Source organism: Mesorhizobium subarcticum (assembly GCF_055456085.1).
Window position 1 is genome coordinate 2,075,042 of the sequence record NZ_CM144237.1, and the last position, 26,176, is coordinate 2,101,217.

Genomic DNA, 26,176 nt, shown 5'->3' on the forward strand with positions numbered 1-26,176 from the left:
TTGTCGCCGAAGCAGGCTTATGCCGCCGGCTGTGCCTCGATGGTGCGCAGCGCCTGGGTCTGGCGCTTGGCGGCGGCCTTGACCGCATCCTGCACCTTCTCGAAGGCGCGCACTTCGATCTGGCGCACGCGCTCGCGGCTGATGTCGAACTCGGCCGAGAGCTCCTCCAGCGTCAGCGGCTCCTCGGCGAGGCGACGGGCCTCGAAGATGCGCCGCTCGCGCTCGTTGAGCACGGCAAGAGCGCCGGACAGCATGCCGCGCCGGTTCTCCAGCTCGTCCTGCTCGATCAGCATGTCTTCCTGGCTTTCGTGGTCGTCGACCAGCCAGTCCTGCCATTCGCCGGACTCGCCTTCGCTCGCCCGGATCGGGGCGTTGAGCGATGCGTCGCCCGACAGGCGGCGGTTCATCGAGACCACTTCGGCTTCGGAAACGTTCAGCCGCGTGGCGATCTCGGCGATCTGGTCGGGCTTGAGGTCGCCGTCGTCCAGAGCCTGGATCTTGCCCTTCACCTTGCGCAGGTTGAAGAACAGCCGCTTCTGGTTGGCGGTCGTGCCCATCTTGACCAGGCTCCACGAGCGCAGGATGTACTCCTGGATCGAGGCCTTGATCCACCACATGGCGTATGTCGCGAGGCGGAAGCCGCGCTCGGGTTCGAATTTCTTGACGGCCTGCATCAGGCCGACATTGCCTTCCGAGATCACTTCGCCGATCGGCAAGCCATAGCCGCGATAGCCCATGGCGATCTTGGCGACGAGCCGCAAATGGCTGGTGACGAGCTTGTGGGCGGCGGAAGTGTCTTCATGCTCGGCATAACGCTTGGCGAGCATGTACTCTTCCTGCGGCTGAAGCATGGGAAAGCGGCGGATTTCTTCCAGATAGCGGCTGAGGCCGCCTTCGCCGGAAACGATACTGGGTAATGACTGGGCCATGATAGCGCCCCCTCTCTATTGGAGTGATGCCCCCGAAACGCGGCGGGCATGTGACGCAAGCACCAAAAGGCTCGCTCGCGACATCAGATCTTATACAGGAACAAAACCAGAAAAGACAGGCATTTGTTCAACACGAAACAGTGTGTCACGTTGAAGTGAACAATGTCAGTCAGGTTTTTTGACGGCTGGTTTCGGGCTTGACGGTGACAGGTTCAGAGTTTGCGAAAGCCGCCGACGAGTTCCTCCATGTCCCCCGGTATCGGCGCCTCGAACCTCATCGTTAGATGGGTAGTGGGGTGGCGAAATGCAAGGAGCCAGGCATGCAAAGCTTGCCGGGAAAATGCTTTGACCTGGCTTTTCAGTGGTTCCGGCAACCGGTTGGACTTGGTGCGAAAGGCCTGGCCGTAGTCGGGGTCGCCGATGACGGGATGGCCGATATGGGCCATGTGGACGCGGATCTGGTGGGTGCGGCCGGTCTCCAGCCGGCACTCGACCAGGCTGGCGGTGGCGAAGTCCTTCTGGCCTTCGCCGAAGCGCTCCTGCACGGCAAAGTGGGTAACGGCATGGCGGGCGTCGTCGCGCCCTTCCGGCACCACCGCACGGCGCACCCGGTCGGCGGCGCGGCCAAGCGGCGCATCGACCGTTCCGGTCGGCCTCTGCGGTATGCCCCAGACCAAAGCCAGATAGGCGCGCTCGAGATCGCCGGTCCGGCCGTGATCGGCGAAGGCCTCGGACAGCGCCTTGTGGGCGCGGTCGGTCTTGGCCACCACCATGACGCCGCTGGTCTCCTTGTCCAGGCGGTGCACGATGCCCGGCCGCCGCACGCCGCCAATGCCCGAAAGGCTGTCGCCGCAATGATGGATCAGCGCGTTGACCAGCGTGCCGGTCCAGTTGCCGGCGCCGGGATGCACGACAAGCCCGGCCGGCTTGTTGATGACGATGAGTTCGTCGTCCTCATAGAGCACATCGAGCGCGATGTTCTCGCCCTGTGGCGAGGCCGGCTCCGGTTCGGGCATCACGACCGACACGCGCTCGCCTGGGATCATCTTGCGCTTGGTCTCGTCGACCGGCTTGCCGTCGATCGTGACGGCGCCCTGCCTGATCAGCATCTGCACACGGCTGCGCGACATGTCGGGGCCGAGGCTCGCCGCCAGCCACTGGTCGAGGCGCTGGCCGGCCGCGTCCGGGCCCACCACCAGCACGGTCGGCCCGGCCTCCGTCAATCGGTCCTCTATCAATCGGTCCTCTATCAATTCGGGGGCCTCTTCGCTATGAGCGCTCATCGAAAACCGTTCCGGAATATTTGCCATGGCCCGGCCAGATGCCGACGAAGATCAGGGAATGCCGATCGATCCCGAGGTCGAAAAGATGCGCAGCAAGCTCTTCCGCTTCATGGCCATCAATCTCGGCCTGCTTTTCGTTGCCCTTATGGTGGTGATCGCGGCGATTGTCTACAAAGCCCGCAAGGCGCCCGCAGTGAGCCCGCCACTGGCCGGCGACATCCAGGTGCCCGCCGGCGCGCCGCTCAGCGGCGACATCGTGCTGCCGGTCGGCGCAAAAGTGCTCAGCCAGTCGCTGTCCGGCAATCGCATCTCGATTGCCGCCGAGCTTGCCGACGGCAGTGGTGCGATCTTCATCTATGATATCGCCGAGCGCCGCCTGATCGGCCAGTTTGCAATCCGCAACAAATGACAAACAAGTTTGTCACAGAAATGACCAGAGCTCAGCCATGAAAGGCTTTGCCGAACATCGTCGTGTCGCGACCGTCGCGCTGGTCGTCACCAACTATGACGAAGCGATCGCCTGGTATGTCGGGCGGCTGGGCTTTCAGCTCACCGAGGATGTCGATCTCGGCGGCGGCAAGCGCTGGGTCACGGTGGCGCCGGCCAACGGGCAGGGCGCCAGGCTGCTTTTGGCCGAGGCGTCCGACGCTGCACAAAAGCAAAGCATCGGCCACCAGACCGGCGGCCGGGTTTTCCTGTTCCTCGAAACCGACGACTTTGCCCGTGACCACGCGGTGATGCTGGAAAACGGCGTCGAATTCCGTGAGGCGCCGCGCTTCGAGGCCTATGGCACAGTGGCGGTTTTCGCCGATCTCCACGGCAATCTCTGGGACCTGATCGAGCCGAAACGCTGACGCACGGACGTCTTTTCGTTCGATGCGGCAAACCGGCCAAACCCCAGTTGCTTTTTCCCAGCCGTCAGCCTATATCGCCGGTTCTTGAACGCGCCCATCGTCTAGCGGTCAGGACACCGCCCTCTCACGGCGGGAACAGGGGTTCGATTCCCCTTGGGCGTACCAAGGATTTTTTGCCAGATGTGATGCTTGCGCAGTACGGCATGTTGCAGCAAGTTGGCTGCATGAAACAATTGGCTTTGCCGCTCCTCATTTCCGCGTCCCTGATTGCCCTGTGCGGTCCGTCGTTCTCCAAGGACAGGAAGGTCACTGGCACCATTCGAGGTTTCGAATGTGGCGACAATTGCTATCTGACCATTGTCGACCGCAAGAAGGTGGAGCAAGTCGGCCTGTGTGCCGCGCCCGAGTGCGAAAGCTGGAACGAGCAAACCGCGATGCCGTCCCGCTACAAGGGAAAACGCGTGACCGTTACAGTCGGGCAAGGTCAGCAGGTCGATGACAGCGGCAACGTGATGGGAGAGATGATGTCCTTCACGAAGATCAGATTTCTCGACTAGCAACGGTGGCTATTCGTGACCACCTCGCGCTCGAAGCAGATGTGGCCAGCGTAACGCCGGCCCTTTTGCTTTAGACTGCTGCGTAGCAATTTGTCCGGCGTAGCAACAACTCGGTCGTTTCTTTCCACGTTCTCGGATCACATTCAGCCAAGCACCCGCGTGGGTTGCGCTTGGCCGGAAGGGTTCGCGAAGCTCGCGAAAACACAGCGCCGCGCATGCCCGAATACCCCCAATTTAAGTCAGCCCGCGACGCTTGAAAGCGCAACAATCCCTGTTACTTACGGGGCCGGGGCAACATCTGCGGACAGCGGATTTTGGGTTTGGGTAGAGTTGGAATGGCGTCAGGGAAGATGATTTGCTCGCGCTGCCATGGCGGCGGCAAGATTTTCGATTGCTCCAGATGGAGCGAGTCGAAGGGGCATTGCTGCCCGCAAGGGACGCACCAGATCAGTTGCCCGGGGAAGACCGTCGCGTGCGCCGAATGTGGCGGCCTGGGGATGCTGGTGGAAGCTGAGCTCAAGGCCGTCGCGTAGCCGCCGCTTCGGCAAGGACGCCATGAGGGCGGCTTCCGCGTTGCGATCGTGTCCGCCATCTCTTGGATGGATCCTGCAGGCTTTTAGGGCCAAGAACGGTTTCACCGTCGTGCAACTATAGGACTCGCCGCTTCTGGCGCGGCGGGGCCGATTGCATTAGCATCACGTCATGGATTTCGCGGCACGGCTCAAGCGGCACAGAGAATGCCGGGTGTCAGGCGGATCCAGACGGCAACCGATGCCGCGGGGAGAGGGCCAATGCAGAAGCTGCAAGCGCAGGGTGTCCACCACATCACGCTGGTCGGCGCCGGGCGCCAGACCTCGATCGATTTCTGGGAAGGCGTGCTCGGCATGCCGTTCATCTTCGAGCAGCCTAACCTCGACAAGGCCGCCGAAAGCCATCTCTATTTCGATCCGGGCGACGGCCGGCTGATCACCGTCTTCACCGACGAGAGCCGCACGCCGCAGAAGCGGCGCACGCCGACCGATCCGGGCTGCGTCCACCACATCGCTTTTGCGGTGTCGCGCGTCACGTTCCTGCAGGCGGTCACCCGGCTCGACGAGCGCGGCATCAAGCACAGCGGCGTCAAGGATCGCGGCTTCATGGATTCGATCTATTTCGAGGATCCGCTCGGCCTGCTGATCGAACTCGCCTCCTACCGCTTCGAGCCGCCGGCGGGTTTCACCCATGCCGACGTGCTGATGGAAGCGCACAGGCTGCGTGTTGGGCGCGGCGACTACAACATTGCCGAGGCGCACCTTGCAGACGCGATCCAGGCGCTCGTCGAGCGTTCCCGTGCAACCTTGTCGGGTGACCGGGCGCCGAAAAATCCATACTGACGGCCAACAAACAGGAGGGAGGACCACAATGGCAAAGACAGTGACCAAGAGTGCGAAGAAGCCTGCGGCCAAGGCAGCTGCCAAGCCGGCAAGCAAGGCTGCGGCCAAGCCGGCGCCAAAGGCCGCCGCAAAAGCGGCGACCAAGACGTCCGCACCGAAGGCCAAGGCGAAACCAGCGAAAAAACCGGCGCTGAAGCTCAGCATGCTGAAGCCGAGCGTCAACAACATGACCGTCCGGGTGTTTGCCCGCGCGGCCGGGTTCGACGCCGCCGAGACCGACGCCTGGGGCAACACGCGCTCGCCCGAATATATGGCGCGCAACCCGGCGCATCTGACGCCGATGATCGAGGATAAGGGGTTGCCCAGAGGCGTGCTTTGGGAAAGCTGTGCCATCATGCAATATCTCGCCAACAAGCACGGGCTGGAGAAATTCTATCCGAAGGCGCCGGCCAAGCGGGCGATGGTGGACAGCGCCATGTTCTATCTGATTGGCACGCTCTACCCCTATGTGGCGCGTGCCACCTATCCGGCGCTGGGTTTCCCGCACTATGCGGGCGAGGTCGGCCACAGCGACGCCCACCCGGACAAGAAGTCCGAAGCCCAGAAGGCCGCGATGGCGGCGATCGCCGAGCCGTTGGAAGTCTTCCACAGCTTCTTCAGGGACGGCAAGCCGTTCATCGGTGGCAAGCATCCGTCGATCGCCGATATCCGGCTGGCAGCGACGCTGGAGTTCCTCGCCGTCATCGACTATCCCCTGCCCAAATGGGCGAAGGAGTATGTGGCGGCGATCGAGAAGAAACTCGGCAAGGCTTACGCCGAGCCGGCAGGCGACGTGCGCGGCTACATCGCCTATGTGCGGTCGCAGGCGAATGCTCCAGCTTAAGGATTCGTTAACCAAAGCCCTGTCTACTGTCAGGAATTCGCCGCGCGACCACGGATGTACTGGCGCACTATCGGGGAAAGGAAAGGTCGGCTCAATGCCGGCCTTTTTGCTTTTCGGGGCTCATGCTTCGACATCACGGGACAGCGATCAGGCAGCGCCGGAGGTTCAACTTTTTGCGCCGAGACATTGTCATCGCCAACCTTGGGTCTAACATCCCTGTCAGAGATTCGGCACCGATTGCCGGCTGGTTGTGATAATGAGGGCTTGCGATGAAAGGCGTTGCAAAACTGGTGATTGCGGGTGCGATCTCGGCAGGTGTTGTCTGCCCGTCCTATGCCGCGACGCTCAACACGATGGACGATGTCGGAACCGCGATCCAGGCATGCTGGACGCCACCGGCGAACGCCGGGAAGTCCACCGTGACGCTTAGTTTCAGCTTCAAGCGCGACGGTTCGCTGATCGGTCCGCCACGGCCGACCGCCGTCAAGGTGGCCGGCGATGACAAGGCACGCAAGGCGTTCATCGAAGCGGCCATCGCGGCTGTCAAGAACTGTACGCCCCTGACCCTTTCACCAGCGCTGGCGAAAGGCATTGGCGGCAACGTTTTCACAATGCAATTGGTTTCGCCAAAACAATAACCGCCGACCTTCAGCGAGAAGGGGTCGCGATTATAGGCCTGGTGTCAGGAAGCTCGCCAACACCGGATGGGCCAGGAAGGCCTAAGCCTTAGCCAAGCTGCATCCCGGGCGAACTGCTCAATGGCTGAGGCGCCTTACCTCGGCATGCCGTGCCAGGTCTGGTGTCTCGAAGACGTAGTCGCTCCAGGCCGATTCCGGGATTTGCCCGGCCAGATAGCATTCCAGCAACAGGCTTTGCTCTGGGTTGAGGGCCCTTGGCGCGCGCTCGTGGTCCAGTCCGAGAGAATGAAAAAGATTTCTTGTCAGTTCCGATACCGTGAAGTGGATCGACATCTGCGTTCTCCTCTGCCCTTTAACGCAGCAGTCACGCAAAGGTTTCAGCGGAAGGCGCTGGTAACACCGGACCCGCTGAATCACCCCCATGCTCAGTATCCTGGATGAAAGGCAGCAGCGAACTGTCATCGTACGGCGTACAGCCTGATGTAGGGCCGGTCCGGAACAGAGGGGCGCTCACGGCGTTGTGATCGACATCAGCCAGGAGAAACGTCATGGCCACGTTCAGGGAAATGCGGGTTTTGGAGATCGTTGAAGACGGCTCCCTGACCAATGAAGAGAAGATCGCCGAACTGCGTGAAATCGAATCCGAGGCGCGCGGGCTGCAGCGGGCCGCTTCGGAGAGCCCCATGGGCGACGATGATGGCTGGCAGGACGATTTGCGCCAGGTTCGCTTCGCGCTCGACAAGCTTGGGGCGAAGGAGCCGAAGAAGGGTGCCGCATCGCTGTAGGTCCCTCTCGCAACACGGCTCAGGCCTGCGGCTTTTTGAGCCGCCTTAATCGCACACCATGCGAACCCGTTGGCCAGGCGCGCTTACGTTCCTGCATGCCAGTTGTTTCTCCGAATCCGAGGCCGGGGGAGACGGCTGCGAAAGCCTCGTCTGGTGCCGTCTGTGCACAGCAGGCCGCATCACCTTGCGCTCGGAAAATTGTCCTGATGTCGAAAATTGTCCTGATGTCTGGGGCGGTCCTGGAAATGCGCCGTTGTCGACCTGCGGTTCGTAATCGACATTGGGCGGCGGCCGTTCCCAGAAGCGCCTTGCGTCGAGCCGCCGCGGAATCTCGACCGTGCCGTCATAGCTGCGCGAGCAGCCGCTGCCGAAAAGCAGCGCAACGCCCAGCAAGAAAGGCCCGATTCGTCCAAGCATAAGCAACACCCCTGCACGGGCTTATAGCGCGGCCTTGGCCCGCCCGACAACCTGACGGAATAGCGCAGGATAGGCGGGTCGGTTGCGCCGTTAAGGTTAGCGGATCGTTAATGCTTCTCGGGCACATTCCGCCGACGAACCGCGGAGGGAGGGTTCGGCCTTGATTTTCGGGGTGGGGACAGCATGGCGGAAGCGGACGAAGCAATCGGTGCGCGCGGCAAGCGCGGGCCGCGCACATCGACAGCGCAGGGCAAAGGGGCGCCATCGAGCGCCGCCGAGATGGATTCGATCGACGCGCTTCGCCAACTCGTCGAGGCTGGCTCGGATTGGACCTGGGAAACTGACGCCGAGCTGCGCTTTTCCTGGCTTTCGCAAAACTACCAGGCTGCGACGGGCATCGATCCGGCCGACGTGCTTGGCCGGTTCCGCTTCGATTTCCTCAACCAGGTCCTGAAGGGCAATCGCAGCGCGGCAACGCATCTGGAGGATCTGCAGGCGCGCCGGCCGTTTCGCGACTTCGTCTACGAACTGAAGGGAGGCGGCGCCGATTGCCGCTGGGTGCTGACCTCAGGCTTCCCAAGGTTTGACAGCGAAGGAAAGTTTGCCGGCTATCGCGGCATAGGCCGCAACGTCACCGCGTTGGCCAGCGCCTTCGAGGCCATGGAGCTGAACCCGTTGGCGGGCGGGGAGCCCGACCGGCATCTTGCCGATCTCGAACGGACGATGGACGCCATGCACATGGGCGTCGTACTGCTCGATGCCAAGCTCGATACACTGATCGTCAACAAGGCCTATCGCGATCTCTCCAGGATTCCGGAGGGGGCCGTGACCGTCGGCGCTCCGTTCAGCCTGTTGATGGCGCTCAACCGCCGCAACGGCATCTATGGCGATATCGACGAACAGCAGTGGCAGCGCTACCTCGCCACCCGTATCGACGAGATCCGCGCCGGCTCCGTCGCGCCACGCGAATTTGTCCATGCCGATGGCAGGACGATGATGTTCTCGGTCACGTCGCTGTCCGGGGGCAAGCGGCTATTGACCTACTACGACGTCACCGAGCTTAAGCTTCGCGACGCCGAGATCGCGAATGCGAACGCCAGGACTGCCGAAACCTTTACCAATCTTCGCAGCATGGTCGATCAGATGCCGATCGGTGTCCTCGTCCTCGATGCCGAAATGCGCGCCGAAGTCATCAACCGTGCATTTTACGATTTCTGGCAGATCGACGCCCGACGTGCCGAGATTGGCTGCAGCTTTCGCGATTTGATGGACGCCAGCCGCGACATCGACCCGTATGGTTCCGACGATGCGACATGGCAGCAGCACATCGCCGCGCGCGAGGCGGAAATCAGGGCAGGCGCGGCCGAATCGCGGCAGTTGCCGCGCAATGACGGTCGCACGCTGATCTCGTCGATGGCGCCGCTGGCTGGCGGCAAGCGGCTCATTTCCTATGTCGATGTCACCGATATGAAAGACCGCGAGGCCGAACTCGCCGACGCGCTGGAAAAGGCGCGGCTGGCGGAGGCCGTGATCAACGCCGTCGAAGATCCGATTTTCGTCAAGGACGACAATCTGCGGTTCGTGTTTGTCAACGAGGCGTTCGCGGGCCTGTTTGGCCAGACACCGCAAGCCATGCTTGGCAGGCCAGGTGGGGATTTCCTCGGACCGACCGAGGTCGCGCTCTTCGAGCGTAGCGAACGGGAAGTCTTGTCGAGCGGACAAATCTACGAAGTCGAGGAGAATTTCGACGAGGAGGGTTTTGCTCGCTCGCGCATCGTCCGGAAGAACCGCGTCCGCATGGCCAGTGGCCGCGACTATGTCGCCGGCTTCCTCTTCGACATCTCCGACATGAAGCGGCGCGAGACCGAGGCACAGGACGCGCGCAAGCATCTTGCCAGCGTACTGGAATCGCTGCCGGCGGGCGTCATCATCTACGACCGCGATGACAAGTTCGTCTTCGCCAACCACAAGCTCCAGGATACGTTGCCGGCTCTGAAGCCCTTCTGGCAGCCCGGCTGCAGCTTCCGCGAGGCGCTGGAATTCGGCCATTCCGTCGGCTATTTCCGCTCGAGCGGCGATACCGGGATCGACAGGCTGTACGAGGTCGAACCCGAACGCTGGCTCGACAGCATACTGGCACGTTACCACCTGCCAAATTCTTCCTACGAGCGGCTCAATGCCGATGGACGCTGGTACCAGGTCTACGACGTGCGCACTGATGACGGCACGTTCATCGGCGTGCGTGTCGACATCACCGACATCAAGAGCCGCGAGGCGGCGCTGCGCGATTCGATGCGCCAGATCGATCTGTTCCGGCACGTCATGGACGAGTTGCCGGTGGCCGCCTTCATCAAGGCGCAGGATTTGAGCATCGAATTCGTCAACAAGGCCTGGTGCGCGATTACAGGCCTTGCCAAGGAAGACGTCATCGGCCGGACCGACCGCGAGCTGTTCGGCACGCAAGACGCGGAAAGCTACAGCCATGACGACACCGAGGTCGTCGTAACCGGCAAGGGCCTCGAGGTCGAGGAGCCCGTCACCCATCGCGACGGCACGGTGCGGCAGTTGATGACGCGCAAGAGCCGGCTGGTGGCCATCGATGGGTCGATGCATCTGGTCGGCTCCAGCACCGACATCACCGACGTCAAGGCGCGCGAGCGGGCGCTGGAAGAGAGCATGCGCGAGAACGAGGTGTTCCGCAGCCTGATCGACAACGTGCCGGTGTCGATCTACGCCAAGCGCTCCGATCTCAGGCAGTTCTATGTCAACAAGGGCTGGTGCGATCTGACCGGCCTCAGCAGGGAAGATGCGATCGGCAAGACCGACATCGAGATTTTCGGCGCGGACGGCGAGGCTTTCGTGGCCGGCGATCTGGCCGTGCTGCGCACCGGCGAAACGCAGGAGATCGAGGAAACCGTGACGCTTGCCGATGGCAGCGTCAGGCATCAGTTCGCGCGCAAGGGCGCGATGATCGCGTCGGACGGTTCACTCTACCTGATCGGCTCGACCACCGACATCACCGAACTGAAGATGCGCGAGGCCGAACTGCGCGAGGCGCGCCAGCGCGCCGTACTCGCCGACCGCGCCAAGTCGGAATTCCTCGCCAATATGAGCCACGAGATCCGCACGCCGATGAACGGCGTGCTGGGCATGGCCGAACTCCTCGCCAAATCCAATCTCGATCCGAAGCAGAAGACGTTTACCGATATCATCGTCAAATCGGGCAACGCGCTGCTGACCATCATCAACGACATCCTGGATTTCTCAAAGATCGATGCCGGCCAACTGGTGCTCGACCCAGCGCCCTTCAATCTTGCCGAGGCGATCGAGGACGTGGCGACGCTGGTGTCGACACGCGCCAAGGAAAAGGACCTCGAGCTCATCGTGCGCATCGAGCCAAGGCTCGAGAGCCTGTTCATCGGCGATGTCGGCCGCATCAGGCAGATCGTTACCAACCTCGTCGGCAATGCGGTGAAATTCACCGACGAAGGCCATGTGCTGGTCGATGTGACCGGTGAGCGGGTGCCTGCCGGAACCAGGCTGACCGTCTCGGTCACCGACACGGGAATAGGCATCCCCGAGGAAAAGCTGAAGCTGGTGTTCGAAAAATTCAGCCAGGTCGACACCTCCTCGACAAGGCGGCATGAGGGCACCGGGCTTGGCCTTGCCATCACCTCACGGCTGGTCGAATTGATGGGCGGCGACATTGGTGTCGAGAGCGCCGAGGGCAAGGGTTCGACCTTCTGGTTCACGGTGACGCTGCCCAGGGCCGAGCAGCAGAACGGGCAGCGCATCATGCCGGTGGACGTGACGGGCGCACGCGTGCTGATCGTCGATGACAATGCGGTCAACCGGGCCATCCTGACCGAACAGATGACGTCGTGGACGTTCGATTCCTGCGCCGCCGAAAGCGGCGCCGAGGGGCTGAAAGTGCTGATTGCCGCCGCGGCCTATGCGGTGCCTGTCGACTGCGTCGTGCTCGACTACCAGATGCCTGGCATGAGCGGCGCCGAAATGGCGCGCATCGTGCGCAACACCGCAGGCCTCGCTGACACGCCGATCATCATGCTGACCTCGGTCGACCAGTCGCTTGCCAACACCAGTTACCGCGATCTCGGCATCGACGCCCAGCTGATCAAGCCGGCGCGCTCCTCCGTGCTCCTCGAAACGCTGGTTGCGACCATTCAGCGCCATCGCCACACCACGGGCGGCCATGCCCAGCGGCCAGTTGACGAGGGGCTTGGCGCTCCCCAGCGGTCGCCGCTGGCACCTTCCGACCAGCGCGCGCAATTGCAGCCGCCGCCGGTTCGTCCGAGGCTGCCCGCCACGGGCGGCGGCGGACACAGGCTGGATATCCTCGTGGCCGAGGACAATGAGGTGAACCAGATGGTGTTCACCCAGATCCTCGGCGAGACCGGCTATGGTTTCGAGATCGTCAGCAATGGCCGCAAGGCGCTCGACGCCTTCGGCAAGCTCAATCCGTGCATGATCCTGATGGACGTCTCGATGCCGGAGATGAGCGGGCTCGAGGCGACCGCCGCGATCCGCCGGCTGGAAGAGGAAACCGGCACGCATGTGCCGATCGTTGGCGTCACCGCGCATGCGCTCAAGGGCGACCGCGAGCGCTGCCTGGAGGCGGGCATGGACGACTATCTGCCCAAGCCGATCAGCCCAAGGGCCCTGCTCGAGAAAGTCGAACTCTGGGTCGGCGCCGGCCGTCAGGTCCAGCGCAACGCGGGATAAGCATCGCGTCGTCCGGTTCGCCGGATCCGGAGAGGATGTGCGATGGAATCAGTCGGGGTTCGCCACCCCTGCCAGCAATGACTATGGTGCGATCGCACCATACCAAAGGTCGTGTCCAGTCGGGACAATGGCAACATCGAATTCCGCCTTTGCAGTTACGGGCGGGAGCAGCGACCGCCAGTATCGAACAGTGTCACCTACCCCAACGGACCTGTTTTTGGCGATGGCCCGGCCAGATACGCTCTGGCCTTGAGCAACGCACTCCCGTCCGGATTTTCTTCACCAGAGAAAGCCCCGTCGAATCCGGCGGTGGCTCCCGGCGGATGGCTCAAGCCACTGATTCCGGAGGCAAACTCGCATCAGGCCGCGATCGCGCCGCACCACCGCCTTTGCCGGTGCTGGCGACGCGTTACCGGGGTGACATGAAACTGTCATGCGACTGTAATAATCGAAGGCTATTGGCCTCAGCGGGCGCTGCCTAGCAATGGCGCCGAGAGACCATCTTCCGAACAGGAGCAGGCCACATGAGACATTTCATCCGCTCGGCGGCCGTTGCTATTGCAATGGCTACAGCGTCTACCTTCACCCTTTCCGCAGCAATGGCAGCTGACCTTTCCGGCGCCGGCTCGACCTTCATCTACCCGGTGTTCGCCAAGTGGGCCGACACCTACAAGAAGGATACCGGCATCGGCCTCAACTACCAGTCGATCGGTTCCGGCGGCGGCATCAAGCAGGTCATCGCCAAGACCGTCACCTTCGGCGCCACCGACAAGCCGATGTCCGATGCCGATCTGGAAAAGAACGGCCTCGTGCAGTTCCCGATGGTGATGGGCGGCATCGTGCCGATCGTCAACCTGACCGGCGTCAAGCCGGGCGAACTCGTCCTCGACGGCAAGACGATTGCCCAGATCTATCTCGGCGCCATCACCACCTGGGACGATGCCGCGATCAAGGCGCTGAACCCCACCCTCACTTTGCCGTCGACCGCGATCGCCGTCGTGCATCGTTCGGACGGCTCGGGCACCACCTTCAACTTCACCAACTATCTGGTGAAGCTGTCGCCGGACTGGAAGGACAAGGTCGGCTCGGACACCGCCGTCGAATGGCCGACGGGCGTCGGCGCCAAGGGTAGCGAAGGCGTCGCCAACACCGTCAAGCAGACGGATGGCGGCATCGGCTACGTCGAGTATGCCTATGCCAAGCAGAACAACCTGTCCTACTCCAAGATGCTGAATGCCGCCGGCAAGGTCGTCGAGCCGTCGCTCGAATCCTTCGGTGCAGCCGCTTCGAATGCCGACTTCAAGACTGCCAAGAACTTCAACGTCATCATCACCAACGAGCCGGGCGACGCCACCTGGCCGATCGCGGCTTCCACGTGGGTCCTCATCCACAAGGCTCCGGAAGATGCCGCTGCCACCGGCGAAGCGCTGAAATTCTTTGCCTGGGCTTACAAGGACGGCAAGGAAACCGCCAAGGCGCTCGACTACGTCTCGATCCCCGACAGCGTCGTCGACCTGATCAAGGCTTCGTGGAAGACCGACATCCAGGCCGACGGCAAGCCCGTCTACGCCGGTGAGTAATTAGTTGAAGGAGCGCCGCATTCGCGGCGCTCCTTTTCTCATCAATTTGAAAGAGCCGAGCTTGACATGAGCGCTGCCCAGGAAGCCTTGCCAGCCGTTAGAGGATCGCGCGACGCTATCGTTCGACGGTTCGCGCTGACCGACGCGATCTTCCACGGCATGACCCGCGCCGCCGCAATACTGGTGCTGGTCCTGCTCGGCGGCGTCGCGATCTCGCTGTTTGCCGGTTCCTGGCAAGCGCTGTCGACCTTCGGCTTCTCCTTCCTGACCAGCGAAAGCTGGAACCCGGTGACGGAGAAATTCGGTGCGCTGGCGCCGATCTACGGCACCATTGTCACATCGGCAATCGCCATCCTGATCGCCGTGCCGCTCGGCATCGGCATCGCCATCTTCCTCACCGAGCTTTGCCCGCGCCCGCTGCGCCGCCCGATCGGTATGGCCGTCGAACTGCTGGCCGGCATCCCTTCGATCATCTACGGCATCTGGGGCCTGTTCGTGCTGGCGCCGTTCCTGCAGACGACCGTGCAGCCCTTCATCATCAGCGTCTTCCATGGCATTCCCGGCCTTAACAGCCTTTTTGCCGGTCCGCCCTACGGCATCGGCCTGCTGACCTCGTCGCTGATCCTTGCCATCATGGTGCTGCCCTTCATCACCTCGATCACCAAGGACGTCTTCGACACGGTGCCGCCGGTGCTTAAGGAATCGGCCTATGGGATCGGCTGCACGACCTGGGAAGTGACCCGCCGCGTCGTCATTCCGTACACTCGGATCGGCATCATGGGCGGCGTCATGCTGGGCCTCGGCCGCGCGCTCGGCGAAACCATGGCGGTGACCTTCGTCATCGGCAACGCGCATCGCATCTCGACCTCGCTGTTTGCGCCGGCAACCACGATCTCGGCCACGATCGCCAATGAATTCACCGAAGCTGTCGGCGATCTTTACACCTCTTCGCTGGTGGCGCTCGGCCTGATCCTGTTCGTCATCACCTTCCTGATCCTTGCCATCGCACGCTACATGCTGATGCGCATCGACGCCCGCACCGGAGCCTGAGCCGATGTCGACAGCCTCATCGCTTCACAGCCGCCGCAAGACCAGAAACTCGGTGATGATGACGCTGTGCGTCATTGCCGCGGGCATCGGGCTTGCCTGGCTGGCACTGATCCTCGGCGCGCTGGTCTACAAGGGCGCCGCCGGCTTGTCGTTTGATGTCTTCACGCAAATGACGCCGCCCCCGGGCGACGCCGGCGGCCTGCTCAATGCCATCTACGGCAGCGTGGTGATGACGGTTATCGCCGTCATTGTCGGCACGCCGATCGGCGTGCTGGCCGGCACCTACATGGCCGAATATGGCCGCTTCTCGAAGCTCACCACCGTGGTGCGTTTCATCAACGACATCCTGCTGTCGGCGCCGTCGATCATCATCGGCCTGTTCGTCTATGAACTGATGGTGCGGCCGATGGGGCATTTCTCGGCAATCGCCGGCGCTGTCGCGCTCGCCATCCTGGTCATCCCGGTTGTCGTGCGCACCACCGAGGACATGCTCAATCTGGTGCCAAACGCCTTGCGCGAAGCCGGCACCGCGATCGGAGCGCCGCGCTGGGTGGTCATCAAGTCGGTTGCTTACCGCGCCGCCCTCTCCGGCATCGTCACTGGCATATTGCTGTCCATCGCCCGTATTTCCGGCGAGACGGCACCATTGCTGTTCACGGCGCTCAACAACCAGTTCTGGTCGAGCAACCTCAACGCTCCGATGGCCAGCTTGCCGGTCACAATCTTCCAGTTCGCTCTCAGCCCCTACGAGGAATGGCAGCAACTGGCGTGGACCGGCGCACTCATCATCACATTGACGGTCCTCGCGCTCAGCATCGTTGCGCGCAGCCTGACCGGACGCAGAGAGGACAAATGAGCCAGATGTTGTCTCCAGACATGACGATCGCGACCGAGGCCGCCGCCAAGGTGAAAATCGAGGTCAAGAACCTCAATTTCTACTACGGCCAGTCGAAGGCGCTGAAGGACATCACACTGTCGCTGCCCGAGCGCAGCGTCACCGCCTTTATCGGACCGTCGGGTTGCGGAAAATCGACGCTGCTGCGCGTCTTCAACCGCATCTACGAGCTCTATCCCAAGCAGACGGCCGAGGGCCAGGTGCTGCTCGACGGCCAGAACGTTCTCGACCGCTCTCAGGACCTCAACCTGCTGCGCACCAAGATCGGCATGGTGTTCCAGAAGCCGACGCCGTTCCCGATGTCGATCTATGAGAACATCGCCTTTGGCGTCAGGCTCTATGAGAAGATCAGCAAGGCCGAGATGGACGGCCGTGTCGAGCAGGCGCTGAAACGCGCAGCCCTGTGGAACGAGGTCAAGGACAAGCTCAACGCCAGCGGTCTCAGCCTGTCGGGCGGCCAGCAGCAGCGGCTTTGCATTGCCCGCACCGTGGCGGTGAAGCCGGAAGTCATCCTGCTCGACGAGCCGGCCTCGGCGCTCGATCCGCTGTCGACCGCCAAGATCGAAGAGCTGATCGACGAGTTGCAAGCCGACTACACGATCGTCATCGTCACCCACAACATGCAGCAGGCGGCGCGCGTCTCGAAGCAGACGGCGTTCATGTATCTGGGCGAGCTGGTCGAGTTCGACAAAACGGAAAAGATCTTCACGTCGCCCCGCGAGAAGCGCACGCAGGACTACATCACCGGCCGCTTCGGCTGATCGCACGCATACGAGGACCAGGATCATGGCCGAACATACGGTTGCAGCCTTCGACGAGGAGCTCGGACAGATCAGCAAGCTGATCAGCGACATGGGCGATCTCGCCGGCTCGATGGTCGGCGGCGCCACCAAGGCGCTGCTGAACTCCGACAACGCTCTCGCCCAGCGCGTCGTCTCCGATGATGCCATCATGGATGCCCGCCAGCGCGAACTCGACGACCGCGCCATCACGCTGATCGCCAAGCGCCAGCCGATGGCCGACGATCTGCGCCATGTCGTCGGTTCGATCCGCATGGCCGGCGACCTCGAACGCATCGGCGACCTTGCCAAGAACATCGCCAAGCGCGTCGGCACCGTCGGTCTCAGCGCCACGCCGCGCGACCTGTCGCACTCCATCGATGCCATGGCACAGCTGGTGCTGATCCAGGTGCATGGCGTGGTCGAGGAGTATGCGGCGGGTGACGCTTCGGCTCTCGCCAAGCTCAGGAATGACGACGAGCGCATCGACGTCAAATACACCTCGGTGTTCCGCGAACTGTTGACCTACATGATGGAAGATCCGCGCAACATCACCGCCTGTACGCATCTTTTGTTCTGCGCCAAGAATCTTGAGCGCATCGGCGACCACGTGACCAACATCGCCGAAAATGCGTATTATGTGCTGACCGGCACGCAGCTGCCCGCCAATCGCCCGAAGCAGGACGAGACCGCAATGTCGGCGCCGGCGGCATAACAGGGTGACAAGCCGATGATCGCGCCACGCATCATGGTGGTGGAAGACGAGGAGCCGCTAGGCGTGCTCCTCCGCTACAACCTGGAATCGGAAGGTTACCAGGTCGAAGTGGTGACGCGCGGCGACGAAGCCGAAATCCGGCTGCAGGAAAACGTCCCTGACCTTCTGGTGCTCGACTGGATGGTGCCGGCGGTGTCGGGCATCGAGCTTTGTCGTCGGCTAAGAATGCGGCCCGAGACCGAGCGGCTGCCGATCATCATGCTGACAGCGCGCGGCGAGGAAAGCGACCGCGTACGCGGCCTCTCGACCGGTGCCGACGATTATCTGGTCAAGCCGTTCTCGACGCCGGAATTCATGGCCCGCATCAAGGCGCTGCTGCGCCGCGCCAAGCCGGAAGTGCTGTCCAGCGTGCTCAAGGTCGGCGACATCGTGCTCGATCGTGAATCACACCGGGTCTATCGCAAGAAGAGCGAGATCCGGCTCGGGCCGACCGAATTCCGCCTGCTCGAATTCATGATGCGCCATCCCGGCCGCGTGTTCTCGCGCAGCCAGTTGCTCGACAATGTCTGGGGCGAAACGATCTACATCGACGAGCGCACGGTGGACGTGCATGTCGGCCGCCTGCGCAAGGCGGTCAACAATGGCCGCATGCCGGATGTGATCCGCACCATTCGCGGGGCGGGCTACGCGATCAGGGAAGATTAGGGATATGCTGATATTCAGGTGATGCCGGCCTGCGAATGACAGTTTCCTGCGCTTCCGGTACTCACGGACCCAAATGTCCGCTCCGTTCCGGTTCTCGGAACCCACCATTCTCGACTCGGCCTGACTTGAATCTCAACATATCCCTACGCGTTATTCAGGCAACGTTCTTGCCGACAACGCCTGACTTACCCTGCGCGCCCGGCGCGAAAATCTCCTGGTCTACGAAGGTCAGTGCACGCATGGCGCAGCCTTCGCGGATAAGGGGCAGTTCGTTCGGCTCGGTGTCGAAGGAAATCGATTTCGAATGCTGGCCACCGGCGGTCTGGGCGATGGCCTCCCGCAGCGCCGGTTCGATCAGGTCGAAGGCGGCGGCGCTGACACCGACCATGGCAACGGGGGCGGGGTCGATCAGGGCGAACAGGCTGCCGAGGCCGTAGCCCAGCGCCTCGCCCGCCTTGCGGTAGGCTTCGCGTTCCGGCCCGTCCCGCTCCCGCGCCGTGGCGGCAAGGGCCCGCATCTGCGCGTCGCTGACATCGGCGACCGGCTCGGTGTCCTCGCCGAGCTGTTTTGCGTTGCGCCAGATGGCGTAGTTGCCGGCATAGGCCTCGACGCAGCCGCGGCGTCCGCAGCGGCAGAGTGCGCCGTTCGGCCGATGGATCATGTGGCCGAACTCGCCGCCCGAGGAATGGGTGCCGGTGAACAGCTCGCCCTTCAGCACCAGGCCCATGCCGATGCCGTGCGAAAGCAGGATAGCGATGAAGTCGTCGCGATAACGTTCGGGATCGCGCCAGCGCAGCGCCACCGCCATCATGTTGCAGTCGTTTTCCATGGTGGCGGGGATGCCGAATTCGGCTTCGAGTATGTCGGCGAAGGCGATGTCGGTCTGCGGCGTGATCGGCGACCAGAGCATTGCCCGGGCCTTGGTGTCGGTGATGCCCTGGATCGCCAGCGCGATGCGAGCGACGCTGCGGACATCGATGTCGGGATCCGCGAGGCGTCGCCGCACGATGGCCACGCATTCGCCGATCAGCGCCTCGCGCGACATAGTCAGCGTGTCCAACCGGCGCTGCTCCTCCGATACCACCTGGCCGGCATAGTCGATGACGGCGACGGAGAGGAAATTCAGCGACAGCACCACGGTCATGACGGCCGCGGCCTCGGGGTTGAGGCCGAGGCCGACCTGCGGCCTGCCGCGTTTGAGCGCGCCGGCCTCGCTCGGTTTGCCTTCGGCCAGGATGCCTTCGCCGATCAAATCGGAGGAAATCGCCGATATGGTCGAGTGGCTGAGGCCGGTGGTCGCCGCGATCTCGGTGCGCGAGGGCCGACCGGCCCGGCGCACGGCCGCAATCACCATGGCGCGGTTGCGCCGGCGCAGATCGTCGTGGCGGATTCCGACCGACATGCTTTCCCACATCCTCCCGGTCGCCGCGGTTCCTCCGGCCCCTCGAACACTGCCGACGACACGCCCAAATACTGGCAGAAGCGGGCCGTCCTGTCATTTATTTATTCCGAGGCTCGAAAAAAATTCGTGGGGACATCGAAATCCATCAGAATCGATGTTGACAGCGTTTCGGTGTTGGATCAGTGTTTTTTCGAGGCTCGAAAAAATTAGAGCCTTTGTGCCGGCCTTCGGGCCAGTTTGGTCGCGCCATACGCGGCGCAGGGAGGATACAATGAAGAGATTCACAGCCGCCATCCTGGCGGGTGTCGCCATGTCGCTGACGCTTGTGTCGGTCGCGCAGGCGAAGGACAAAGTCATCGGCGTTTCGTGGTCCAACTTCCAGGAAGAGCGCTGGAAGACCGACGAAGCCGCAATGAAGAAGGCCATCGAGGCCGCCGGCGACAAGTATATCTCGGCCGACGCCCAGTCCAATCCCGGCAAGCAGCTCACCGATGTCGAAAGCCTGATCTCGCAGGGCGCCAATTCGCTGATCATCCTGGCGCAGGACGCCTCGGCGATCGGCCCGGCGGTGCAGAAGGCGCTGGATGAAGGCATTCCGGTCGTCGGCTATGACCGCCTGATCGAGAACAAGGATGTTTTCTACCTGACCTTCGACAACAAGGAAGTCGGCCGCTTGCAGGCCGCCGCGGTGTTCAAGGCCAAGCCGGAAGGCAATTATGTCTTCATCAAGGGCTCGGGCTCCGATCCGAACGCAGATTTCCTGTTCTCGGGCTCGATGGAAGTGCTCAAGGCCGCCATCGATAGCGGCAAGATCAAGAATGTCGGTGAGGCCTATACGGACGGCTGGCTGCCCGCCAACGCCCAGAAGAACATGGAACAGTTCCTGACCGCCAACGACAACAAGGTGGACGCGGTGGTCGCAGCCAATGACGGCACTGCTGGCGGCGTTGTCGCGGCGCTGACGGCGCAAGGTCTCGCCGGCACCGTGCCGGTCTCGGGCCAGGACGGCGACCATGCCGCCTTGAACCGCATCGCGCTCGGCACCCAGACCGTGTCGGTGTGGAAGGACGCGCGCGAACTCGGCAAGAATGCCGCCGAGATCGCCTCGCAGTTGGCCGACGGCAAGAAGATGACCGATATCGCCGGCGTGAAGGACTTCACGACGCCTGGCGGCAACACCGTCAAGTCGCTGTTCCTGACCCCGGTCGCCATCACCAAGGACAATCTCAAGGTCGTCATCGACGCCGGCTGGATCAAGAAGGACGAAGTCTGCGCGGGCGTCGCCGCCGGCAGCGTCGCGGCCTGCAACTAAACTTGACCACCTGAAAAGATAAAAACGCCGCGGCCCCAAGCCGCGGCGTTTTCTCAAAAGATTTGTGTTTCCGCGTCAGGCGGATAGCTTCTAGGCTGGTCTCGGCATCCGCGCCAGACGGCTAGCCGGTGGGAGGAATCATGACCGATACGACGTCCAACCCGCAGGCCGACACCGCGCGTGCGTCGGAACTCGGCGCGCTGGCGCGGTTCCTGAAGGCAACCGAGATCGATACCCGTATGCTCGGCATGGTCGGCGCGCTGCTGATCATCTGGATCGGGCTGCATGTCATTTCCAGCCTGCGTCTCGGCGTCAATCCGCTCGATTTCGACAGCCGCACCTTTCTCACGCCACGCAATTTGTGGAACCTGTCGGTGCAGACATCCGCCGTCGCCATCATGGCCTGCGGCATGGTGCTGGTTATCGTCATGCGCAACATCGACCTGTCCGTCGGCTCCGCCGAAGGCGTGATCGGCATGGTCATGGGCTTTGCGCAAGTGCATTTCCTGGTGCGGTTTGTCGGGCTCGAACTTGGCAATCCTTGGATCTGGGTCCTGGCCCTGGTCATCGGCCTGGCACTCGGGCTGCTGATCGGTGCCTTTCAGGGGTTCATCATTGCCTATCTCGAAGTGCCGGCTTTCATCGTCACGCTGGGTGGGTTGCTGATATGGCGCGGCGCCGCCTGGTGGGTCACCTCGGGCCAGACCGTGGCGCCAATGGATGCCACCTTCCAGCTGATGGGCGGCGGGCCGGCAGGATCGATTGGAGCGACATGGAGCTGGGTCGTTGGCATCGTCGCTTGCCTGGCGGTGGTGTTTGCGCTGTTCAATGGACGCGTGCAGCGCAAGCGTTTCCGCTTTCCGCTGCGGCCGATCTGGGCAGAGACGCTGATCGGCGTGGTCACCTGCGCCGTCATTCTGGGAGCCGTCTGGCTCGCCAATTCCTATCCCTGGCCGATCGGCATCGTGAACCGCTACGCGGCGGCCAACAACATCACCGTGCCCGCGGGCGGTCTGTTCATCGCGCATGGCATTGCGATCCCGGTGCTGATGGCGATCGCGGTCGGCCTGATCATGACCTTCGTCACCAACCGTACCCGTTTCGGCCGTTATGTCTTCGCCATCGGCGGCAATCCGGAGGCCGCCAATCTCGCCGGCATCAACACGCGCTGGATCACCATGAAGGTGTTCATGATCATGGGCGTGCTGGCGACGATCGCCGCCGCGATCTCGTCGGCCCGGCAGAATTCTTCGACCAATGTGCTTGGCACGTTGGATGAGCTGCTTGTCATTGCCGCCGCCGTCATCGGCGGCACGTCGCTGGCCGGCGGCTCGGGAACGATCATCGGCGCCATGCTCGGCGCGCTTTTGATGCAGTCGCTGCAGTCCGGCATGGTGCTGCTTGGTGTCGACTCGCCGCTGCAAAGCATCGTCGTCGGCGCCGTTTTGGTCATCGCGGTGTGGCTCGACACTGTTTACCGCAAGCGCGTTTAGGGGAGGCGCCGCCATGATTGACAAGACTGCTCCTGCAGCCACCGCGCTGGTCGATATGCGCAACATCTCGATCGCTTTCGGCGGCATCCGCGCCGTCGACGATGCCTCGATCGATCTTTTTCCCGGCGAGGTCGTGGCGCTGCTCGGCCACAATGGCGCCGGCAAGTCGACCCTGATCAAGATCCTGTCCGGCGCCTACAAGCGCGATGCCGGCCAGATCTTCGTCAATGGCGAGGAGGCTTCGATTGCCAATCCGCGCGATGCCAAGAAGTATGGCATCGAGACCATCTACCAGACGCTGGCGCTGGCCGACAATGTCGACGCCGCCGCCAATCTGTTCCTCGGCCGCGAACTGATGACCGCCTGGGGCACGCTCGACGATGTTGCGATGGAGGCCGAGGCGCGCAAGGTGATGGGCCGGCTCAATCCGCGCTTCCAGCGCTTCAAGGAGCCGGTGATCAAGCTGTCGGGCGGCCAGCGGCAATCGGTGGCGATCGCGCGCGCCATCCTGTTCAATGCCCGCATCCTGATCATGGACGAGCCGACAGCTGCGCTCGGTCCGCAGGAAACGGCGCAGGTCGGCGAACTGGTCAAGCAGCTCAAATCCGATGGCATCGGCATCTTCCTGATCAGCCATGACATCCACGATGTGTTCGAACTGGCCGACCGCGTCTGCGTCATGAAGAACGGCCAGGTCGTCGGTACCGCGCGCACCACCGATGTCACGCAGGACGAAGTGCTCGGCATGATCATCCTGGGTAAATGTCCTCCAGGCGCCATTCCCGGGCCGGGTGCGTTGAAGATCGCCGCCTGAGGCCTGTCTGCGCTCCGGCCTGGGTTGATCGGGCATGGCCGGTTTGCCGCTCACGTGATGTGCCAGTGATCACGATGGCTTGGCCTTGCCATTGTGTTGGCCCGGCGACTTGCCCATAAAGGTCCGGTATTGCACCTGGACCGCATCATCTGGACCGCATCATCCGTTGAAGAAGCTTTTTCCGATTGTCGCGTTCATCGCCGTTGCGCTGATCAGCATGACCATGGCGGGGTTCGCCTATTTCGCGACGCAGGAAGCCTCCCGCATCAAGTTCGAAGCGGCGGCCGACGACGCGCTCAATCGGATCGAGAGCCGGATCGACCTGCATCTCTCGCTGTTGCGGTCGACACAGGCCCTGTTCGATGCCCGCAATGGCGATATCTCCCAGAGCGAGTTCAAGGCGTTCTTCAATGCGCTGGATATCGACAACAATTTCGCCGGCCTGCGCGGCATCGGCTTCCTCGGGCTTGCCAAGACGGGCGACGAGGCGGCGGTCGAACGCGACATCCTCCACGATTTTGGCGCCAGCCATCCGGTCTATCCGGATACGACGCAGCCCTGGCGCGCGCCCGTCATGCTTTTCGAACCGCTGGACCCGTCCAACCAGGCCGCCATCGGCTACGACATGTTCAGCGAACCGGTGCGGCGCACGGCGATCGAGCAGGCAATGGCCGATGACCAGCAGCACGCGAGCGGGTTGGTGCAACTGGGCCAGGGCACGGGTGCGGCGCAGACCTTCACTGGTTTCCTGGTCTTCGTGCGGCTCAATGTCGAAACAGCACCCGAGGTCATCAACGCATCGCGATCCTCGACCGCGGGCTTTCTCTACGCGGCCTTCCGGGCCCGGGATCTGTTCCAGGTCGCGCTGAGCCGCGCGCCGCTGCTGCCGGTCAACACCGAGGTCTATGACGGTGCGGTGGCAAACGGCGACAATCTCTTGTTCCGGTCGGAAACGCCGCCGGCTTCATCCTTTGGCGACCGGCTGCTGGTCACCCGCAAGATCACAGTGGCCGGCCGGCCGTGGACCGTGCTGTTCAGGCCGACCAGCGCTTTCTCGCAGCCGTCGTCGCGCGCCATTCCAGTGATGCTGGGGCTGTTCGGCCTGCTTGCGGCCGGTGCCATCGCGCTGGTGGCGCGCTATCAGGAGCGGGCCTATGAAGCGGCGTCACGCCTGCACGAGACGACCGAAAAGAGCTTGCTCGACAAGGACCTGATGCTGCAGGAGATGAAGCATCGCATCAAGAATTCGATCACCAGGGTGCTGGCGATCGCGCGGCAGACGGCTTCGCGGGCGACCGACGTCAACGAGTTTTCCGCATCGTTCTCGGCCCGGCTGCAGGCGATGGCGGCCTCCCAGGACATGCTGACGCGCTCGCGCTGGCAGAAGGCCGATCTCGCCGATCTCCTGCGCATCGAACTTGGCCAGGTGTTCGGCAAGGAGCTGCCCGAAGGGCTGTTATCGGGACCGCAGGTGCTGCTCGACGAAACCACGACGCAGGCGCTCGGGCTGACCTTCCACGAACTGGCGACGAACGCACTGAAATATGGTGAGGCCGGGAATTCAGTAGGCGCGCTCAAGGTCGACTGGTCGCTTGAAGGACGCGGGCGCGACAGGACGCTGGCATTGAACTGGCGAGAATCCGGGCAAAAGAAGCTGGAACCACCGACCAAGACCGGTTTCGGCACCAAGCTGATCGACCTTAACGTGACGCGTGAGTTGCGCGGCACGATCAGTCGCGATTATCAGGTCGATGGTCTGAAGGTGGAAATAAGAATTCCCCACACGGACTGACGTCGCGCCCTCACGGAATGGGTCATCAGGCGAAAATCCGGGGACCAGATCAGTGGTCCCCGGATTGACTGATATCGCCGAATTAGTTGCAGCGAGCCGTATAGATCCGGCCGTGACGATCACGATACTGGCAATAGCCGTTTTGCAGGTTGCGGACCAGCAGGCCGGTACCGGCACCGACAGCCGCACCGATCAGCGCGCCTTTGCCGCCGCCGACAAGACCGCCGACGCCGGCACCAATCAAGCCGCCGCCAACCACGTCCTTCTCGGTGCTCGTGCAACCGCTGAGAGCTGCCATCGCAACCAGGGCAATAATCATCTTCCGCATTGAGTCACTCCTCACTTTGTGTCCACACTTTGGTAAGCTCCAGCAGTCATTTAGCACGAAATGGCGGCCTTTGCTGCTCGAATTTATTGTTGGCTAAGATAGTCTTTTTCTGGGCGTATCGTGTTAGATGCCATGACGAGACTGGAAACCGCAAGCGATGCGTCAAGGTTTCCATCGGAGCGCACCTTCCAGACGATCTGGTCGTAATCATCCTCGAGCGCGGGATCGACAGCAATACATCTGGCAACGATATGCCGCGCCTGTCCCTGCACGTCACCCATCGCGAACGGCCGCTCAGCGGCGCACTCATCAGCAGTCGCGAAGATACTGACAGGCACCTGCAATTCACGACAGTCGGCCATCGTGTTCGAGCAGCCAATGACCAGCAGCAATGCAGCGATGTGTTCCATGGCGACGTCCTCTCGCCACAACAACGACATATGCCGGCCAAAAGTTCCTGACCGACCGGTGTGGCGAGCGAATAATGTCAGCGCTGCAAGCGGTTAACACCGAGCACTGCTGCCAGCAGGCGGGATTTCGGTCAGCTCAGCTCAGCTCAGCTCAGCTCAGCTCAGCTGGAAGAGGGCGATCAGCAGAATTGTCGCGGCAGCCGCCATGGCGATGCCCCACAGCAGACCGTGGTGCGGTGAGGAAAGCGGTTCCGCTGATGCCTCGGGATCCTGGAATTCGCCCATCGAAATACGAGCGGCCTGTTCCAGTCTGTTCATGTCGGCGACGCTCAAGTGCTCCTCCCACACCGTGCCGAAATCCAAGGGATTCCACCGGTATCTGGGTAAAACAGCATCCGCTCCTATGGTGAACAGCCGGTTAAGGATCGTTGCTTGCCGC

At 62.5% G+C, this 26,176-nt stretch carries 25 protein-coding genes and 1 tRNA gene; 19 read left to right on the forward strand and 7 right to left on the reverse strand.

Annotated elements, in window-relative coordinates; translation table 11 throughout:
* Positions 1-17 precede the first annotated feature (17 nt).
* Both rpoH and ACZYHG_RS10140 read right to left on the reverse strand, forming a co-directional pair.
* A complete protein-coding gene (gene rpoH, locus ACZYHG_RS10135) occupies positions 18-929 on the reverse strand; it encodes an RNA polymerase sigma factor RpoH (RefSeq protein WP_464613666.1) in 912 nt (303 codons plus the stop codon).
* Between the two features lie 212 nt (positions 930-1,141).
* Complete coding sequence (locus ACZYHG_RS10140) at positions 1,142-2,212, reverse strand: RluA family pseudouridine synthase (RefSeq protein ID WP_464613667.1); 1,071 nt, start codon at positions 2,210-2,212, stop codon at positions 1,142-1,144.
* A gap of 25 nt (positions 2,213-2,237) precedes the next feature.
* On the opposite strand from ACZYHG_RS10140, the gene ACZYHG_RS10145 reads away from it, so the two are divergent.
* From ACZYHG_RS10145 to ACZYHG_RS10175, 7 genes are all read left to right on the forward strand, one after another.
* Entirely contained in the window at positions 2,238-2,621 is a 384-nt protein-coding gene (locus tag ACZYHG_RS10145; RefSeq protein ID WP_464613668.1) for a fimbrial protein, read from the forward strand.
* A gap of 37 nt (positions 2,622-2,658) precedes the next feature.
* Positions 2,659-3,066, forward strand: coding sequence for a VOC family protein (locus ACZYHG_RS10150; RefSeq protein ID WP_464613669.1), 408 nt, complete (start codon positions 2,659-2,661; stop codon positions 3,064-3,066).
* Between the two features lie 90 nt (positions 3,067-3,156).
* Positions 3,157-3,231: transfer RNA gene (locus ACZYHG_RS10155), tRNA-Glu, on the forward strand.
* Between the two features lie 20 nt (positions 3,232-3,251).
* Positions 3,252-3,623, forward strand: a complete 372-nt coding sequence (locus tag ACZYHG_RS10160; RefSeq protein ID WP_464614657.1) for a hypothetical protein — start codon at positions 3,252-3,254, stop codon at positions 3,621-3,623.
* Between the two features lie 791 nt (positions 3,624-4,414).
* Positions 4,415-4,996: a VOC family protein gene (locus ACZYHG_RS10165; protein WP_464613670.1), complete on the forward strand. Its 582-nt coding sequence runs from the start codon at positions 4,415-4,417 to the stop codon at positions 4,994-4,996.
* Between the two features lie 28 nt (positions 4,997-5,024).
* The gene (locus ACZYHG_RS10170) at positions 5,025-5,879 is read left to right on the forward strand and encodes a glutathione S-transferase family protein (RefSeq protein ID WP_464613671.1); all 855 of its coding nucleotides are present in this window, start codon (positions 5,025-5,027) and stop codon (positions 5,877-5,879) included.
* 269 nt (positions 5,880-6,148) lie between these two features.
* Positions 6,149-6,517 carry a hypothetical protein gene (locus ACZYHG_RS10175; protein ID WP_464613672.1) on the forward strand — a complete coding sequence of 123 codons (369 nt, stop codon included), beginning with the start codon at positions 6,149-6,151 and terminating at the stop codon, positions 6,515-6,517.
* A gap of 117 nt (positions 6,518-6,634) precedes the next feature.
* Here the strand turns inward: ACZYHG_RS10175 and ACZYHG_RS10180 are convergent, their stop codons facing one another.
* Positions 6,635-6,850: a hypothetical protein gene (locus ACZYHG_RS10180; protein WP_464613673.1), complete on the reverse strand. Its 216-nt coding sequence runs from the start codon at positions 6,848-6,850 to the stop codon at positions 6,635-6,637.
* A gap of 215 nt (positions 6,851-7,065) precedes the next feature.
* Between ACZYHG_RS10180 and ACZYHG_RS10185 the strand changes: the two genes are divergently transcribed.
* The 8 genes from ACZYHG_RS10185 to phoB all read left to right on the forward strand — a co-directional run bounded on the left by ACZYHG_RS10185 (position 7,066) and on the right by phoB (position 18,186).
* The gene (locus ACZYHG_RS10185) at positions 7,066-7,302 is read left to right on the forward strand and encodes a hypothetical protein (protein ID WP_027031455.1); all 237 of its coding nucleotides are present in this window, start codon (positions 7,066-7,068) and stop codon (positions 7,300-7,302) included.
* 600 nt (positions 7,303-7,902) lie between these two features.
* Entirely contained in the window at positions 7,903-12,462 is a 4,560-nt protein-coding gene (locus ACZYHG_RS10190) for a PAS domain-containing protein (protein ID WP_464613674.1), read from the forward strand.
* A gap of 524 nt (positions 12,463-12,986) precedes the next feature.
* On the forward strand, positions 12,987-14,042 hold the full coding sequence (gene pstS / locus ACZYHG_RS10195) for a phosphate ABC transporter substrate-binding protein PstS (protein ID WP_464613675.1): 1,056 nt from the start codon (positions 12,987-12,989) through the stop codon (positions 14,040-14,042).
* Between the two features lie 66 nt (positions 14,043-14,108).
* Positions 14,109-15,092 carry a phosphate ABC transporter permease subunit PstC gene (pstC, locus tag ACZYHG_RS10200; protein ID WP_464613676.1) on the forward strand — a complete coding sequence of 328 codons (984 nt, stop codon included), beginning with the start codon at positions 14,109-14,111 and terminating at the stop codon, positions 15,090-15,092.
* Positions 15,093-15,096: 4 nt separating this feature from the next.
* Positions 15,097-15,948 carry a phosphate ABC transporter permease PstA gene (pstA, locus tag ACZYHG_RS10205; RefSeq protein WP_464613677.1) on the forward strand — a complete coding sequence of 284 codons (852 nt, stop codon included), beginning with the start codon at positions 15,097-15,099 and terminating at the stop codon, positions 15,946-15,948.
* Positions 15,945-16,748, forward strand: coding sequence for a phosphate ABC transporter ATP-binding protein PstB (gene pstB / locus ACZYHG_RS10210; protein ID WP_027031450.1), 804 nt, complete (start codon positions 15,945-15,947; stop codon positions 16,746-16,748). The genes pstA and pstB overlap by 4 nt, the downstream gene beginning before the upstream one ends.
* Before the next feature lie 25 nt (positions 16,749-16,773).
* Positions 16,774-17,481, forward strand: coding sequence for a phosphate signaling complex protein PhoU (phoU, locus tag ACZYHG_RS10215; RefSeq protein WP_464613678.1), 708 nt, complete (start codon positions 16,774-16,776; stop codon positions 17,479-17,481).
* A gap of 15 nt (positions 17,482-17,496) precedes the next feature.
* Positions 17,497-18,186 carry a phosphate regulon transcriptional regulator PhoB gene (gene phoB / locus ACZYHG_RS10220; RefSeq protein WP_006328038.1) on the forward strand — a complete coding sequence of 230 codons (690 nt, stop codon included), beginning with the start codon at positions 17,497-17,499 and terminating at the stop codon, positions 18,184-18,186.
* 154 nt (positions 18,187-18,340) lie between these two features.
* Here the strand turns inward: phoB and ACZYHG_RS10225 are convergent, their stop codons facing one another.
* Positions 18,341-19,588 (reverse strand): ROK family protein, encoded by a 1,248-nt coding sequence (locus tag ACZYHG_RS10225; RefSeq protein ID WP_464613679.1) that lies wholly within the window; start codon positions 19,586-19,588, stop codon positions 18,341-18,343.
* Between the two features lie 271 nt (positions 19,589-19,859).
* On the opposite strand from ACZYHG_RS10225, the gene xylF reads away from it, so the two are divergent.
* The 4 genes from xylF to ACZYHG_RS10245 all read left to right on the forward strand — a co-directional run bounded on the left by xylF (position 19,860) and on the right by ACZYHG_RS10245 (position 24,999).
* On the forward strand, positions 19,860-20,900 hold the full coding sequence (gene xylF, locus ACZYHG_RS10230) for a D-xylose ABC transporter substrate-binding protein (protein WP_464613680.1): 1,041 nt from the start codon (positions 19,860-19,862) through the stop codon (positions 20,898-20,900).
* A 140-nt stretch (positions 20,901-21,040) separates the two neighbouring features.
* Entirely contained in the window at positions 21,041-22,393 is a 1,353-nt protein-coding gene (locus ACZYHG_RS10235; RefSeq protein ID WP_464613681.1) for a sugar ABC transporter permease, read from the forward strand.
* A gap of 13 nt (positions 22,394-22,406) precedes the next feature.
* Complete coding sequence (locus ACZYHG_RS10240; protein WP_464613682.1) at positions 22,407-23,207, forward strand: ATP-binding cassette domain-containing protein; 801 nt, start codon at positions 22,407-22,409, stop codon at positions 23,205-23,207.
* A gap of 166 nt (positions 23,208-23,373) precedes the next feature.
* Positions 23,374-24,999, forward strand: a complete 1,626-nt coding sequence (locus ACZYHG_RS10245; RefSeq protein WP_464613683.1) for a CHASE domain-containing protein — start codon at positions 23,374-23,376, stop codon at positions 24,997-24,999.
* 82 nt (positions 25,000-25,081) lie between these two features.
* Here the strand turns inward: ACZYHG_RS10245 and ACZYHG_RS10250 are convergent, their stop codons facing one another.
* The 3 genes from ACZYHG_RS10250 to ACZYHG_RS10260 all read right to left on the reverse strand — a co-directional run bounded on the left by ACZYHG_RS10250 (position 25,082) and on the right by ACZYHG_RS10260 (position 26,070).
* On the reverse strand, positions 25,082-25,327 hold the full coding sequence (locus ACZYHG_RS10250) for a membrane lipoprotein lipid attachment site-containing protein (protein WP_027031441.1): 246 nt from the start codon (positions 25,325-25,327) through the stop codon (positions 25,082-25,084).
* 83 nt (positions 25,328-25,410) lie between these two features.
* The gene (locus ACZYHG_RS10255; protein WP_464613684.1) at positions 25,411-25,737 is read right to left on the reverse strand and encodes a hypothetical protein; all 327 of its coding nucleotides are present in this window, start codon (positions 25,735-25,737) and stop codon (positions 25,411-25,413) included.
* A gap of 156 nt (positions 25,738-25,893) precedes the next feature.
* Positions 25,894-26,070 (reverse strand): hypothetical protein, encoded by a 177-nt coding sequence (locus ACZYHG_RS10260; protein ID WP_464613685.1) that lies wholly within the window; start codon positions 26,068-26,070, stop codon positions 25,894-25,896.
* Positions 26,071-26,176 lie beyond the last annotated feature (106 nt).